At 55.6% G+C, this 15623-nt stretch carries 14 protein-coding genes; 9 read left to right on the top strand and 5 right to left on the bottom strand.

Annotated elements, in window-relative coordinates; translation table 11 throughout:
- Positions 1-2: 2 nt before the first annotated feature.
- On the bottom strand, positions 3-1676 hold the full coding sequence (locus H4317_RS05840) for an ABC transporter substrate-binding protein (RefSeq protein ID WP_185889203.1): 1674 nt from the start codon (positions 1674-1676) through the stop codon (positions 3-5).
- An 87-nt stretch (positions 1677-1763) separates the two neighbouring features.
- Here H4317_RS05840 and H4317_RS05835 point away from each other — a divergent pair, with 87 nt between their 5' ends.
- The 6 genes from H4317_RS05835 (at position 1764) to lepB (ending at position 7395) form a co-directional block, all read left to right on the top strand.
- Entirely contained in the window at positions 1764-2444 is a 681-nt protein-coding gene (locus tag H4317_RS05835) for a metal-dependent hydrolase (RefSeq protein WP_185889202.1), read from the top strand.
- A 109-nt stretch (positions 2445-2553) separates the two neighbouring features.
- On the top strand, positions 2554-3363 hold the full coding sequence (locus H4317_RS05830; RefSeq protein WP_185889201.1) for a ParA family protein: 810 nt from the start codon (positions 2554-2556) through the stop codon (positions 3361-3363).
- Positions 3364-3648: 285 nt separating this feature from the next.
- The gene (locus H4317_RS05825; RefSeq protein ID WP_185889200.1) at positions 3649-4614 is read left to right on the top strand and encodes a ParB/RepB/Spo0J family partition protein; all 966 of its coding nucleotides are present in this window, start codon (positions 3649-3651) and stop codon (positions 4612-4614) included.
- 9 nt (positions 4615-4623) lie between these two features.
- Complete coding sequence (locus tag H4317_RS05820) at positions 4624-5283, top strand: DUF5683 domain-containing protein (protein WP_185889199.1); 660 nt, start codon at positions 4624-4626, stop codon at positions 5281-5283.
- Positions 5284-5370: 87 nt separating this feature from the next.
- Positions 5371-6090, top strand: coding sequence for a 4-hydroxy-tetrahydrodipicolinate reductase (gene dapB, locus H4317_RS05815; protein ID WP_185889198.1), 720 nt, complete (start codon positions 5371-5373; stop codon positions 6088-6090).
- A gap of 123 nt (positions 6091-6213) precedes the next feature.
- Positions 6214-7395: a signal peptidase I gene (gene lepB / locus H4317_RS05810; protein ID WP_185889197.1), complete on the top strand. Its 1182-nt coding sequence runs from the start codon at positions 6214-6216 to the stop codon at positions 7393-7395.
- A 129-nt stretch (positions 7396-7524) separates the two neighbouring features.
- Here lepB and H4317_RS05805 read toward each other — a convergent pair whose 3' ends face one another.
- Positions 7525-8190 carry a uracil-DNA glycosylase gene (locus tag H4317_RS05805; RefSeq protein ID WP_185889196.1) on the bottom strand — a complete coding sequence of 222 codons (666 nt, stop codon included), beginning with the start codon at positions 8188-8190 and terminating at the stop codon, positions 7525-7527.
- A 110-nt stretch (positions 8191-8300) separates the two neighbouring features.
- Between H4317_RS05805 and apaG the strand changes: the two genes are divergently transcribed.
- The gene (gene apaG, locus H4317_RS05800; RefSeq protein WP_185889195.1) at positions 8301-8687 is read left to right on the top strand and encodes a Co2+/Mg2+ efflux protein ApaG; all 387 of its coding nucleotides are present in this window, start codon (positions 8301-8303) and stop codon (positions 8685-8687) included.
- A 98-nt stretch (positions 8688-8785) separates the two neighbouring features.
- Positions 8786-9616, top strand: a complete 831-nt coding sequence (locus H4317_RS05795) for an O-methyltransferase (protein WP_185889194.1) — start codon at positions 8786-8788, stop codon at positions 9614-9616.
- Positions 9617-10067: 451 nt separating this feature from the next.
- Here the strand turns inward: H4317_RS05795 and kdsA are convergent, their stop codons facing one another.
- Complete coding sequence (kdsA, locus tag H4317_RS05790) at positions 10068-10892, bottom strand: 3-deoxy-8-phosphooctulonate synthase (protein ID WP_185889193.1); 825 nt, start codon at positions 10890-10892, stop codon at positions 10068-10070.
- A 111-nt stretch (positions 10893-11003) separates the two neighbouring features.
- Positions 11004-11612, bottom strand: coding sequence for a methyltransferase domain-containing protein (locus H4317_RS05785; protein WP_185889192.1), 609 nt, complete (start codon positions 11610-11612; stop codon positions 11004-11006).
- 129 nt (positions 11613-11741) lie between these two features.
- Between H4317_RS05785 and H4317_RS05780 the strand changes: the two genes are divergently transcribed.
- Complete coding sequence (locus H4317_RS05780) at positions 11742-12689, top strand: DUF8428 domain-containing protein (protein WP_185889191.1); 948 nt, start codon at positions 11742-11744, stop codon at positions 12687-12689.
- 113 nt (positions 12690-12802) lie between these two features.
- Here H4317_RS05780 and cphA read toward each other — a convergent pair whose 3' ends face one another.
- Positions 12803-15433 carry a cyanophycin synthetase gene (cphA, locus tag H4317_RS05775; protein WP_185889190.1) on the bottom strand — a complete coding sequence of 877 codons (2631 nt, stop codon included), beginning with the start codon at positions 15431-15433 and terminating at the stop codon, positions 12803-12805.
- Between the last annotated feature and the right edge of the window lie 190 nt (positions 15434-15623).

Here is a 15623-nt window from a genome sequence, read left to right as displayed (position 1 = left end):
AGCTACTCTTTTCGCACCCGCTCCAGTACCAGTTGGTTCATGGGATTAGGCGTGAGGCCTCGCACGTTGTTTTGGGTGAGACGCACCACTTCGTCGTAGTACACGGCCACTACAGGGCACTCTTCCACCACAATGCGGTCCATCTGGCGGTACAGATTATAGCGCTTTTCGGTGTTCTGTTCCAGCTTGGCCTGCTCATAGAGCCGGTCGTAGGCAGTGCTCTTGAAGTGCGTTTTGTTCGGGCCCGCAGGCGCGAAGTTCTTGCTATAGAATAGCGCCAGATAGTTTTCAGCGTCGGGATAGTCGCCGAGCCAGCTGCGGGTGAAGAAGGCGGCACGGCCGTTGTCAATCAACTCACCGTGAGCCGCGCCCTGGTTCACGTCGATTTCCACCTGAACGCCCACTTCGGCCCACTTTTTCTGGTAGTACTCGCAGTATTCCTTGGTTTCGGCCACGGTGCTCAGGCGTAGCTTCAGCGGCTTGCTAGGTCCGTAGCCTGCCGCTTTGAGTAGCTGCCGGGCCTTTTCGGGCTGGTAGGTGTAGCCCGGCACCAACGCAGGACTGAAAGACGGCAGCGAAGCCGGCACAAAGCCCGAATTGCCGGGCTTGCCCACGTTGTTGAGGAAATAGGCCAGAAACTCCGGCTTGTTCAAGGCATAATTCAGGGCTTGCCGCACGCGCTTGTCGCGCAGGGCGCGGCCGGTTTCGGCGTTGTCGCCGCGCAGGTTGGCGGGGTCCTGCTGCATACCCAGGTACTCGGTGTTTAGGTAAGGCACTTTCTGGAGCTGAAACTTGCCCCGAAAGTCTTCCCGCACCGCGCCATCAGGGTACAGAATAAGGTCGCGGGAACCACTACGGATGCCACTCAGGAAATCGAGCTTGCCCTGCATAAAGGTCAGAAACTCGGTTTTGCGGTCCTGAATGAAGCTAATCTGCACCGCATCGAGGTAAGGTAGTGGCTGGCCCTGGGCATCTTTCTTCCAGTAGCCGGGGTTGCGGTGGTAGATAATGGCGTTGCCCTCGTCCCATTCTTTGAATACGAACGGCCCGGTGCCTACCGGATGTTCTCGGAAGTCTTTGCCGTACTTCTGCACGGCCTCGCGCGGCACCACGTAGGCATACGGCATCGTCAGGATACCCAGAAACGGGATGAAGGGCTCCTGCAGATGAATACGCAGCGTGGAGTCATTTACGGCCACAAAGCACGTATCCGACGGCTCTCCAGCGGCTTTTTCCAGCACTTTGCCTCGGAAAATCCAGCCGCCAGGACTGGCTGTTGGGCCATCGAGCAGCCGCTTAAAGCTATACACGAAATCCTGGGCCGTAACGCGCCGGCCTTTACCGCCTGCAAACGCCTCGGCATCATGGAAGCGCACATTCGGCCGAAGCCAGAACGTATACGTCTTGCCATCGGGCGAAATGTTGTAGCGGCGCGCAATGCTGGGACCGGGTTTGAGGCTATCATCAAGCTCCACGAGGCCGTTATAGAGCTGGGTCACGGCCCAGGTATTGGCCTGGTTGCGGGCAAAGGCCGGGTCCAGCGACGTCAGGCTTTCGGGCTGATTGTAGCGGAACACACGGCGGGCATCGGTAGCCGGTGCGGGGCTTTGGCACCCGGCCAGCGCCGTAAGCAACAGGAAGACAGGTGCAGCAGCCAGGCGCGAAATCGGAAGCATGGGAAAGGCGGAATCACGTATATTTGTGACAAAGGTATCCGGTCTGGCCGTTGTGCTGGGTGCCGGACCACCCGCTTTCCTTTCTTTATGCGCCTTACTTACTACGGACATTCCTGTTTCCTGCTCGAAACCGGCGGCAGCAGCGTCCTTTTCGACCCCTTCATCCGTCCGAACCCGATGGCCAAAGACGTTGAAGTGGATAAAATTCCCGCTGATTTCATTCTGCTCAGCCACGGTCACGCCGACCATGTGGCCGATGCCGAGGAAATTGGCAAGCGCACCGGTGCCGACTTTGTGGGCATGGCGGAAGTAGTGGGGTGGTTCGGTAAGAAAGGCCTCAAAGCAACCTATGGCATGAACCTGGGTGGCACCCTGAAGCTGCCCTTCGGAACAGTGAAGATGGTAGCCGCGGCCCACTCCAGCTCTATGCCCGATGGTTCCTACGGTGGCCTTGCAGCCGGATTCGTGGTAGAGGCAGAAGGCAAAACCTTCTACTACGCCGGCGATACTGCCCTCACCTATGACATGAAACTGCTGGCCGAACGCCATTCGCTCGACTTCGCCATTCTGCCCATCGGCGACCATTATACCATGGGCATTGACGATGCACTGACGGCAGCCGACTGGACAGGGGCGCCCAAAATCATCGGGATGCACTACGACACCTTCCCTCCTATCACCATCGACCAAGCCGAGGCGCGTGCCAAAGCCCAGCAGGCCGGCAAAGAGCTAGTGCTGCTGAAAATCGGCGAAACCATTACTTTGTAAGTTGTCAGGTGCCCGTTGCTGGGCGTAAATGTGTTCTATCGGAACACGCACACTCAGCAACCGATTTGCTAGCAAACAACTGATAACTACCATCTGACAATTAACTGAAATGGGAAAAATCATTGCGGTAGCCAACCAGAAAGGTGGCGTGGGCAAGACCACTTCCTCGATTAACCTCGCGGCTTCTTTGGCTGCGCTGGAATATCGGACCTTGCTGGTAGATGCCGACCCGCAGGCCAACGCCACTTCCGGCGTAGGCTTCGACCCGAAGGATATTCAGAACAGCATCTACGAGTGCATGGTGGACGGCATTAATGCCCAGGACATCATCCTCCAGACCAACATTCTGCCTCACCTCGACCTGATGCCCTCCCACATCGACTTGGTGGGTGCCGAGGTGGAGATGATTAATCTGCCTAATCGGGAAGAGAAGATGAAGGAGGCCCTGCGCCCCCTCGCCGACCAGTACGATTTCATCATCATCGACTGCTCGCCTTCGCTGGGCCTGATTACGGTGAATGCCCTGACGGCCGCCCACTCGGTTATCATTCCGGTACAGTGCGAGTATTTCGCGCTGGAAGGCCTGGGCAAGCTGCTCAACACCATCAAAATCATTCAGAGCCGCCTCAACGAAAACCTGGAAATCGAGGGCATTCTGCTCACGATGTATGACGTGCGCCTGCGCCTCAGCAACCAAGTGGTAGAGGAAGTAAAGCTGCACTTCCAGCAGCTCGTGTTCGACACTATCATTCCGCGCAACGTGAAGCTCTCAGAGTCGCCGAGCTTCGGCATTCCAGTCATCCTGCACGATGCGGAGAGCAAAGGCAGCATCAGCTACCTCAATCTGGCCCGAGAAATTGTGGAGAAGAACGTGGAAGCCGCTGGCACTACTGAAGCAGCCGAGGACACAGCAGCGTAAGCAGCTTATTGTCATCATAGATAAAGCGGCCAACGGAATTCCGTTGGCCGCTTTTTTATCATGTAGTTATGACGTTCAACTAGTAGCTGGCTGGTACTCTAACCAGTTCCTTACCTGTTGAATACCAGCCGTACACGTGCTTACCCCCTTGCTGAACGGTCAGCGCATGTAAAGTGTTCCACGATTATTTATGCATCGTGGAACAAAATACCCTGCCCTTCCACGGCGTTTGTGTATTTTTGAATCCCGCTTTCCGGCGCTGGTGTCGGCAGGCAGATTGCAGGTATGTCAGAGAAGCAAGAAGAGAAATCCGTTCCGGCTGCGCTTCCCGCAGCGGCAAAGCGCAAAGTCGGTGGTCTGGGCCGTGGCCTGAATGCCTTGATTGAAGGCAGCTACGAGAAAAAGGGCGACCGGCTAGGTCTGGTTCCGCACCCGGTCAACTCTGTGGGGTTGATTCCGGTTGGCCACATCGAGGCCAACCCATACCAGCCCCGCACCCATTTCGACCAAGAAGCCCTCCGCGAACTGGCGGAGAGCATCAAAATTCAAGGCATCATTCAGCCCGTAACGGTGCGCCAGACCGGCACCAACGCCTACCAGCTCATTTCGGGTGAGCGGCGTCTGCAGGCCTCCAAGCTCGCCGGCCTCGATACCATTCCGGCCTATATCCGGAAAGCCGATGACCAGCAGATGCTGGAAATGGCGCTTATCGAGAACATTCAGCGCGAAAACCTCAACGCTATTGAAATTGCCTTGAGCTACCAGCGCCTCGTGAGTGAGTGCAACCTGAAGCAGGAAGAACTAGGGGACCGGGTGGGCAAAAACCGCTCGACGGTCACCAATTACCTGCGTCTGCTGAAGCTGCCACCCGATATCCAGATTGGCTTGCGTGATACGGCTATCAGCATGGGCCATGCCCGCGCCCTGATCAGCATTGAAAATGCCGAGCAGCAGTTGGCGTTGTTTCACCGGATTGTGGCCGAGGAACTGTCGGTGCGGCGTGTGGAGCAACTGGTACGTGCTGGCCTGAGCCCTGTCGACAAGCCTAATTCGCCGGAAGCCAAAACTGTACAGGAGGATACGGTAGCTATTCCGGTAGCGGAGTTGCGCCGTACGGAACGCCACCTCACCGAGCGTTTTGGGAGCCGCGTGATGGTGAAGCCAGGCCCTCAGGGACGTGGCGAAATCAAAATAGCCTTCGACTCAGTGGAGGATATGCAACGCATCCTCCATATCCTGCATCCTGCGTAAAACGTCCCGATGAATCTGCGCTTCCGCCTTTCGAAACTAGCAGCGGCTACGCTATTGGCGTTGCCACTGGCAGCGCAGGCCCAAACCACCGATACGGGCGTAGCGCCAGCCATTGTCACGGCCGGGCCAGATTCGGCCCGCGTGCGTACGCCCGTTGTGCCCGACTCCGTACGGCGCACGGCACGGCTATTTGGCATGAAGATGACCAAGCCCGCGAAAGCCGGGTTGCTGGCGGCCTTGCTGCCCAGCGCAGGCCAGATCTATAACCATCGGTGGTGGAAGCTGCCGCTGGTATATGGTGCGGTGGGTGGCACGCTCTACGGCGAAATTCACTACCAGAAGCTGTACCGCGGGTTTGCGGATGCCTACAACGCCCGCACCGACGGCGACCCAACGACTTTTAACGAAGTAGAAGGTGACAATGGCACTGTGGGCCGCACGAATGATTATGTGAAGCGCGGTGTTATCGTGTACCGCCGCCAGCGCGACTCCTTTGTAGCCTGGACGGCGCTGGCCTATACCATGCAGATCCTGGATGCCGTGGTAGACGCTCATCTGCGCGACTTTGACATCAGCGACGACCTGAGTCTGCACTGGGACCCGACCCTGCTTCGCATGCCCACTGCCGCCGCTACCCCAGGAGTTGGCCTTACTCTCACGCTGAAATGAGTTGTAGGCTGTTAGTTGTCAGGATGCAGCCAGTACATGACTGACAGCCACTACCTCAACAACCTGTCCTGTAACTAACAACTTAACATGAAGCTTTTGCTGATTGGCTACGGCAAAATGGGCCGTGCTATTGAGGCCCGTGCCATAGCACGTGGCCACCAGATTGTCGGCATCATCGACCCCGCCCACCCCGAAGTCACTATTGCAGACTTTAGCCCTGCCACGGTGGATGCAGCCATCGAGTTTACGCATCCTGATGCGGCCTTTGCTAATGTGCAAGCGTGCCTGCGCCAAGGGCTGCCAGTGGTGTGCGGCTCTACGGGCTGGCTACACCACTTTCCGGAGGCCGTAGAGTTGTGCCAGCAGACTGATGGGTCGCTGTTCTATGCCTCCAACTACAGTGTGGGGGTAAACCTGTTTTTCCACTTCAACGAGTACATAGCGGCCAAAATGCATCAGTTTGGTGGCTATGATGTGCAGGTGCGCGAAATCCACCATACGCAGAAAGTCGACCAGCCCAGCGGTACTGCCCTTACGGCGGCCGAGGCTATTCTGCGCCACTTCCCTGCCAAAACCATCTGGCGCAACGAAGAGGCCCAGCAGCCCAATGAACTGGCTGTACTAAGTGAGCGAACTGGTCAGGTTGTCGGCACTCATATCGTGACGTACTCCTCGGATGCCGATTCGCTGGAACTAAAGCACGAGGCCCACACCCGCGACGGATTTGTGGACGGAGCCCTGCTGGCAGCCGAGTGGCTTCCTGGCCACCAAGGCGTGTTCGGGATGAAAGACCTGCTGGGGCTCTAGTACCGACTCGCCCAGATTCTTCTGCTCCCAGAAATACGGGCTGACTGCGTAGCAGCGTTAAGCCACTATATTTACACTCCGGCACGAGCAGACGCTTCTGCTACAATTTTTGCCTCCATCATTATGGCCGTACAACAGTCCTGGGAAGAACGCATGAAAGCGGCTTCCGCCTCTACTAAGCCCCTTGAAAAGAAGAAAGGCTTCTTCCGGGAGTGGGGCGACGCTATTCTGTTTGCTGTCGTAGCGGCCACGCTCATCCGCTGGGCCACTTTCGAGGCCTATACCATCCCAACACCGTCGATGGAGGACTCCCTGCTGGTAGGCGACTATCTGTTTGTGAGCAAGCTGCACTACGGTCCCCGCACGCCTCAGACGCCGCTGCAGATTCCGCTCACGCACCAGACGCTTTGGGGCACGGGCCTCAAGAGCTACTCCGACCTGATTCAGCTGCCGAGCTACCGTCTGCCGGGCTTTTCGGAAGTAAAGCGTGGCGACGTGGTAGTGTTCAATGTGCCCTTCGAGAGCCAGCACCCCGCCGACCTGCGTACCAACTACATCAAGCGGTGCGTGGCCACAGCCGGCGACGTCCTGGAAATCAAAGACACACAGGTGTTCATCAATGGCAAGCCCATGACGAACCCGCCACAGAGCCAGAACCGCTACTTCCTACAGGTACCTCAGCCGAACGACGACCTGTACAAGGCGTTTCAGGAGCAGCACGTCACCAACTTCAACCGGCCTGATGGCAAGCCGGAGCCGCTCTTCGGTACGCAGGAACCTACATTTATGATTGATGCTACGGCTACCACGGCTGACTTCTTCCGCAAGCAGCCTTACGTGAAGGCCGTAGTGCAGGACAAAGCTGTACCGGGCCAGGCTGAACCGGATGTATTCCCGAACAATCCTGATTATCCGCAGAGCACTCCGGCCCCCATCAACAACTGGAACAAGGACAACTTTGGGCCGCTGCAGCTACCCAAAAAGGGGCAAACGGTACAAATTACGCCTCAGAATACGCCCATCTACCAAAAAATCATCATGCGCTACGAGCATAATGAGGGCGTGACAATACAGAACGGCGTACTGCTGCAGAACGGTCAGCCGCTTCAACGCTACACCTTCAAGCAGGACTACTACTTCATGATGGGCGACAACCGCCACGACTCGCTCGACTCCCGCTACTGGGGTTTCGTGCCCGAAGACCATATTGTGGGCAAAGCCGTCATGATTTGGATGTCGGTAGACCCGTATGCCGATGCCTTCCACAAAATCCGCTGGAACCGCATTTTCAACACCATCGACTAGGCTTACGGATTCCGTACCTAAGCTAGAAACACAACAGGCTTGCCACTCGGCAAGCCTGTTGTGTTTCTAGCTTAATCTAAGAAGCTATAGTGCCTCTTTCCCTCTGCCAAAGACTGGCAGCCTTGTGGGCTACCATTGTATGGGTTGCAACCCTTTCTGCTGAAGGTATGCGTTGGTTTTGCTGAAGGGTCGGGAGCCGAAGAAGCCCCGGTCGGCGGCATAGGGGGAAGGATGCGCCGCTTTTAGGATGAGGTGCTTTTTGGCATCAATCAACTCCGACTTTTTCTGGGCATAGGCTCCCCAGAGAATAAAGACAACGTGGTCTTTCTGTTCCGAAATTTTCTGAATAACGGCATCCGTGAATTGTTCCCAGCCTCTTTTCTGGTGGCTGGCCGGTTCGCCGGCGCGCACCGTGAGAGTAGCATTCAGGAGCAGAACCCCTTGCTGGGCCCACCGGTCGAGGTTACCATTGGGAGCGGGCGGAGTTTCGGGAATATCGGCCTGCAGTTCCTTGAAAATATTCTGGAGCGAAGGTGGCGTACGGATTCCCTCCGCTACCGAAAAGCTCAGGCCATGTGCCTGTCCTTTACCATGGTAAGGGTCTTGGCCCAGTATCACCACTTTCACCTGATCAAATGGGCAGGCTTCGAAAGCATGGAAGATATTCGGGCCGGGTGGATAAACCGTGGCGGTGGCGTATTCACCTTTTACAAAAGCAATAAGGTGCTGAAAGTATGATTTCTCAAATTCGGGTTGCAAAACCTTGCGCCAGCTTTCTTCTATCTTTACATTCATCCTGCGGGAAAATTATTTTGCGGATTTGGCAGACCATAACTGGTGCCGGTTGCGTAAATAAACCAATTTCTGCCCTCGCCTGTTAGTCCCACCCACACCGCACAGTAGCCATGAATACGACCACTACGCAGGGCGTCACCGTGAGCGTCACCACGAACTATCTGCCCGACTATTCCAGCCCCGGCCAGGAGCATTACGTTTTCGCGTACAAAATTGATATCCGCAACAACGGGGAGTACACCGTGAAGCTGCTCCGTCGCCACTGGTACATCTACGATGCCAACGGTGTGGTGCGCGAAGTAGAAGGCGAAGGGGTGGTAGGCCAGCAGCCAGTACTGGAGCCCAGCGAGTCGCACCAGTACGTATCGGGCTGCAACCTGAAATCGGGCATGGGCAAAATGCGCGGCACCTACGAAATGGAGCGTGTTGTCGATGGTACTGTTTTCACGGTCGAAATACCTGAGTTTACGCTGGTGGTTCCCTACCGCCTCAACTAGCATCCTGCTTTTCTTGTCAAGAACGTCATCCTGCGGGTCCTGCACTGTGTGTAGAATCCGCAGGATGACGTTCTTTGTAGCTACCTAATTCTGTTCCCTTGCTTTTTCAGGCTCTCAGCTACGTTCGGTTTTTGCTTCGTTCGGGGAATGCACACGGCCTGCACTCCCCATTTGTCTTTGGGCTGTACGCGCACGTCATCAACCACGACGGGCAATTTTCGGCCTTTGCAAGCATTGAGCAACGGCGGCAGCAGTTGCAGCGCAGCAGCCAAACCATTCAGGTGCGTGACTTTGGGGCTGGCTCTCATACGGGCGCAGGCCACAAGCGCCGCATTCAGGATATAGCCCGCACCGCTGCCAAGCCCCCAAAACTGGCGCAGCTGCTGTTCCGGCTTGTTAATCATTTCCAGCCGCGCACTGTACTGGAACTGGGTACTTCGCTGGGTCTCACTACCTCCTATCTAGCCTCCGCCGACACACGTAGCCGCGTACTCACGTTTGAGGGCTGCCCCGCCACAGCAACCGTGGCCCGCGAAACTTTCACGGAATTAGATCTGCACAATGTTGAGTTGATTGAGGGCAACCTCGACGAAACACTTGCTCCTACCCTAGCCGCTCTAGGCGTTCCGCTCGACTTTGCCTTCTTCGACGGCAACCACCGCTATGAGCCCACGCTACGCTATTTCGAACTGTGCCTCGCCCACCGCACTGAACGGAGCGTGTTCGTGCTGGACGATATTCATTGGTCCCAGGATATGGAGCGCGCCTGGAACGTTATTCGGCAGCACCCGGAGGTACGCCTGACTGTAGACTTGTTCTTTGTGGGCCTCGTGTTTTTCCGTCGTAACCAGCCCAAGCAGCACTTCCGACTCCGCTTCAACAATGCGCTGGACAAAGTTTTGGAGCGTACCCGCCGCTTATCGGCGTAAGCGGCCGAACAATAAACCAATCTTGTTTTACTATTTTTTTTAGCAAAACAAGGCCACAGAACAAACCTAAATACCATATTGCTAGTATCTTTGGCAATACGTACGGTTGTCACCCCGCCAACACGGCTGCTTAAAAACAGCGAAGCCCGTGCTGTAACACGGGCTTCAGGATAAGAAGGGTGTTTTGGCCACCCTCAAATCCATTGGTCATGGGTACGAGACGTGCTGATTTGGACGGGCTTCGTTTTGAATGCTCCATCCAAATAACTACAGCTTTTGCAATGAAAGTTGTAGCTGCTTTGGGCGGTGTGGGAGGAATTTTCCTCCTATTTGGCCCTTAGCGGAAACGGTAGCAGGGGGCGCGTGCTCTCTGCTACTTTTGTTTCCAACGTAACAAATATAGGCTTTGTTTTGGAACGAATTGCAACCACTTGCAACCGTGCCGCAAGGCCTAACGCACCGCTTCCCGTACCCGAGTAAGCTTCACGAGCAGGTCCTCTAACTTGTCAAGAGAAAGCATATTAGCGCCATCTGATTTAGCGGTAGCAGGCGTCGGGTGGGTTTCTATGAATAAGCCGTCGGCACCTACGGCAATAGCGGCTTTGGCAATGGTCTCGATAAGGGCCGGCTGGCCACCTGTTACGCCGCTGCTCTGGTTGGGGCGCTGTAGTGAGTGGGTCACATCCATTACGACGGGTACGCCGAAGTCGCGCATAGCGGGCAGGTTGCGGAAGTCAACTACCAGATCAGAATAACCAAAGGAATTGCCGCGGTCCGTCAGGATAACGTTGTTGTTGCCAGACTGGCGCACTTTATCCACAGCAAACTGCATAGCCTCGCCGTTGAGGAACTGGCCTTTCTTAACGTTTACCACCTTACCCGTTTTGGCCGCCGCAATCAACAGATCTGTCTGTCGGCATAGGAAGGCCGGAATCTGCAGCACGTCTACGTATTCAGCCGCCAGCGCCGCCTCGTCCGACTCGTGAATATCGGTGACGGTAGGAACCCCCATTTCGCGGCCTACTTTCTGCAGGATACGCAGTGCCTTTTCGTCGCCGATGCCGGTGAAAGAATCGAGGCGGCTGCGGTTGGCTTTGCGGTATGAACCCTTGAAGATGTATGGAATCTGGAGCTTATCGGTCATATGGCGCACCTTTTCGGCGATACGCAGGGCCATATCTTCGCCTTCAATCACGCAGGGGCCCGCCATCAGGAAAAACTGGCCGGAGTTGGTATTGCGAAAATGAGGCAGGGTATTGGCGAGGAGTTCGAGCATGGAGGTGGTGCTAATGGAGGAGCAGGCGCCGGAAACGCCTGCGCCGGTGATATGGCAAAGGTAACGAACGGATACCGCCGCTGCATTAGACTACTCTAGTGGCGGCAATAGTTACGCTTTCCGCTTCAAACAGATAAATAACTCCCTGTCTTGGCGTGGGCTAAGCGAATTATAAGCCGTGTCGAAATGCTTGAAATCAAAATACGGCTCGAAATAGGCACGGTATTCCTCACGTGTGCCACCAAATGGTGGCTCCGCTACGGGTCCAAAATCCGTTTCGAACAAAAGCCCCATCAAGGTTCCACCGGGCCGCAACAGAGCAGCACACTGCTGGGCATAGGCAGCACGAAGGTGGGGGTCGAGGGCACAGAAAAAAGTCTGTTCCACCAGCAGATCGTAAGGTGGCAGGGCCGGCAGCGTAAAGAAATCCTGGTGGAGCAGATGGGCAGCGGGAAACCCGGGCACCTGCTGCTGTAGGGCAGCCAGCGCCTCAGGAGCTAGGTCGGCAACATGCACCTCAGAAAAACCCAATTTGTGCAGGTATTCAGCTTCATAGGCTCGCCCGGCCCCGGGAATCAGGATACGTCGCGCATCGGCGGAACCCATCTGATCAAAATAATCGCGCAGAGGTGGCGTTATGCTGCCAGTATCCCAGCCGGTACGGCCAGTGCTGTAGCGGCTGCGCCAGTAGTTTTCATCAAACAAAGCATCGGGTTTCATACGCTTCTCGTACATTTCTTTCGGTCAGCAGGCAGCTACCAAAACCAGTTTTGTTTTAAATTTTCGTTTGTTTGTGTGCAAAGGTAACGCACGCACCGGCCCGCCGGTCTTCATCTAACCCCGCTCGTAATGGAACAAAATCCTAGCCCAGAACCCCGGAACAACAGCCGTATCCTTCTCATTGTCGCACTTTTTCTGGTGCTGCTCGGTATCAATGGCGTACTGTACTGGATGAACCGGCAGAAGAATGCGGAAAATCAACAGCTCACGACGCAGGTACAGGAAAAGGATGATCAGCTGAAAACCCAAATTACTGAGTTCGAAAAACTGAAGGCAGATTTCGAGCGGCAAAGCCAGGAAGTGCAGGCAATGGGCCTGTCCAACGACTCGTTGGAGGCCAAAATTGCTTCCATCAACGCTGATTTGCTGAAGCTACGCTCGTTTAAGGCTGGTAGCTTCTCGATTAAAGAGCAGCAACGTTTCAAGCAGCGCGCGCAGAACTTTGAAGCCCAACTGCGCAAGAAAGACGATGAAATTGCGCAGCTCAAGGCTGATAACGAAGCACTGTACACAGAAACGACCACGCTGAAGGAGCGTCAGAATAAACTTGCTGATACCATCACAACAATTGCTCGTTCCAATCAGGAACTGAGTGAAAAAGTGGCAGTAGCGTCGCGCCTGCAGGCCGAAAACATTCGGGTAGGCGTGGTGAACTCGCGCAACAAGGAGAAAGACGACGACGACAACGAGTTCAAAGCCAAGCGTGTCGAGAAGGTCAAAATCACCTTCAACCTGGCCCGCAACGACGTATCGCCGAAGGAAACCAAGCAGATTATGTTGCGCCTGATTGAGCCTGATGGCGCTGCTCTGTATAACCTGAGCACTGGCGGTGGCACCTTCATGATTGATGGCTCCGAGGCGTTCTATACTGCCAAGCAGGATATTGTGTATGACAACAGTCGCCAGCCGGTGCAGTTTCTCTACGCCAAAGGCGCGCCCTACAAAACCGGCCTGCACACCGTAGAGCTGTACGAAGGCGGCGTAATGATTGGCAAAACAACATTCACGTTGAAATAACCAACTGGTTGCGAAACACAAGTTCTGCTTCGTACCTACTACCAAACAACAAGGCCCGGCTATGTAACCGGGCCTTGTTGTTTGGTAGTAGTTCAGGCGGGATGTCCGCCTGGTTAGGCTCCTAAGGATGCTTCAAACTCATCGAGCTTCCTGATGGTGTTTTTGATGTCTTCGGTAAAGAGCACTACAATAGAGCCAGGTTTGGCGGTAGCCAATACATGGTCGATGGCCTCCATCTCGTTTTCGATGTAGGTGATGGGCAAGTCAGGCACATCAAGCCGCAGGCCTTTTTCCATGATTTCCTTGAGCTGCTCCTTCGTTTTTCCACGCAGGTCGCGGTCCTGGCGAAGCACTACTTCATCGAAAATCTGGCCGGCAATTCGGGCAAAGCTCAGCGTATCCTCGTCCCGACGGTCGCCGAGGCCCGACACGACGCCGACTTTGTGTGTGGCTTCGGTAGCATTCAGAAACTCGGCAAATTTGCTGATGCCGTGCGTGTTGTGCGCATAGTCCACAATCACCTCAAACTGCGGAAACTTATAGAGGTTCATGCGGCCGGGCGTTTTTGCGGCCGAAGGCACAAACGTGCGCAATGCCTGCTTGATGTCGTCCTTATCGAAGCCGTAGCAATAACAGGCCAGCGCCGCCGCCAGCGAGTTTTCGATGTTGAAGGTGGCCCGCCCGCCAAACGTAATCGGGAATTCGGCGGCCCGGTCTACGCGCAGCTTGTAGCTGTTTTTGTAGATGGAAATGTAGCCTTCCTCATACACAGCCGCCAGCCCGCCATTTTCGGCGTGTTCCCGGATTCTAGGGCTGTGCTCGTTCATGCTGAACAGCGCCACGCGGCAGTCCAGCTTCTCGCGCATGGCGTATACCAGGTCATCATCGGCGTTGAGCACCGCCCAGCCGTTCTTGCGCACCGTGCGGGGCAGTACGCCTTTCACGGCGGCCATTTCCTCCACGGTATAGATGTCGCGCATGCCAAGGTGGTCGGCCGCCACGTTCGTCACAATAGCCACGTCGCAGGTGTGGAACCCTAAGCCCGAGCGGAGCATACCGCCGCGTGCCGTTTCCAATACCGCAAAGTTTACTGTTGGGTCTTTCAGTACGAACTCGGCGCTCTGGCCGCCGGTACAGTCGCCGCTTTGCAGCTGCACGCCTTGTATGTAGATACCGTTGGTCGTCGTGAAGCCGACTTTGTAGCCTTTGGAAGCCACAATGTGCGCCAGCAGCTGCGAGGTAGTGGTTTTGCCGTTGGTGCCCGTTACAGCGAAAATAGGAATACGGGCCGTGGCACCGGGCGGGAACAGCATATCAACTACCGGAGCCGCCACGTTGCGGGGCAGACCTTCAGTTGGTGAGATATGCATCCGGAAACCGGGGGCAGCATTCACCTCAATAACGGCGCCACGCGTCTCGTTCAGCGGAATAGCAATGTCTGAAGTCAGCAGATCAATCCCACAGATATCAAGGCCCACAATGCCGGCCACTCGCTCTGCCAGCAGCACGTTGTAAGGATGCACCAAGTCCGTTACGTCGGTGGCGGTACCACCGGTGCTGATATTGGCTGTGCTTTTCAGATACAGTTCCTGACCGGCTGGCAGCACACTTTCTAGCGTCAGGTCCTGGTTTTTAAGCAAGTCCTGGGTGTGTTGGTCGGCTTTGATGCTGGTGAGTACCTTCTCGTGGCCTACACCCCGGCGCGGGTCCTCGTTTACCTTATCAATTAGCTGCTGAATAGTGCTGCTGCCGTTGCCGATAACGGCAGCTGGAGTACGCTTGGCGGCGGCAATGAGCTTGCCGTTCACTACCAGCATCCGGTAGTCGTGGCCTTCTACAAACTGCTCTACAATAACGGCACGGGAATATTTCTGGGCTGCTTTCAGTCCTTCCACCGCATCATCCCAGTTCATAATGCGAATCGTGGCGCCCTTACCGTGGTTGCCGTCGAGCGGCTTGGTCACGATGGGAAAGCCCAATTCTTCCACGGCATCACGCAAGCCATCCTCCGAATACACGGTCGTGCCATTGGGCACGGGCACCCCGGCATCCTTGAGCATGGCTTTGGTGCGGTTCTTATTGCCAGCTACCTCTACTCCGGCGTGCGAAGTATTGCTGGTAGTCGTGGCCCAGATGCGCTTCTGGTTGACGCCGTAGCCCAGCTGAATGATGTTGCTGTTCTTGAGCTGGATGTACGGAATATTGCGCGAGGCAGCCTCCGAAACAATGCTCCAGGTGCTGGGGCCGAAGAACTCATCTTCCCGGATTTCATGCAGTTCATCTACAATGGGCTTCACGTTCACGGACCGGCCATGGCACAGGTCGTCCACAAGCTGCACAGCGGCTTCGGCAGCCATACGGCCCGCGCGCTCTTCCTGGTAGCTGAATACCACAAACTCCACGCCTTCCTGGTGGGCAGGGTACGACTTACCCCAATACACGGGCATACCGGCCATACGCTGCAGGGCCAGCGCTACGTGCTGAATGACATGGCCCAGTGGCTCTCCATCGGCTAGTTGGTCTTGGGTGAGAGGAGGGTTTTTCAGCACCGACTTTTCAGATTCGGCAGGTGCCGGGCGTCCCAGTTCCGGCAATAGTTTCGGCAGTTGTTCGGCTAGCGTTGACACCCCATTTGACCACGTTTCGGCCATATCCTGCATATCCACTTTCAGTACAATCAACTTGTAGTGTTTGACGGACCAGTAGCTGGGCCCGCGCATTGTGCGGAGGTCAATAATCTTCATATGGAGGAGGAAGTGGAAACTAAGTCGAGCGGATTGTACGCCGGAGTTAAATGTAGGGATTTGAGCCTGTAAAGCCAGCACGCCTGTCATTTTGCGTTTTGACGCCCCAGTTCTGCTCTTCGCTCACACGCTCAACCATTTATATTCTGCTGTCGATGATGGGCGGTCAGATAAAAAAATGCGGCAGCGC

It is taken from the genome of Hymenobacter sediminicola (genome assembly GCF_014250515.1).
GTDB lineage: Bacteria > Bacteroidota > Bacteroidia > Cytophagales > Hymenobacteraceae > Hymenobacter > Hymenobacter sediminicola.
The sequence above is the reverse complement of the archived record's forward strand: the minus strand, read 5'-3'. Positions and strand labels throughout refer to the sequence as shown.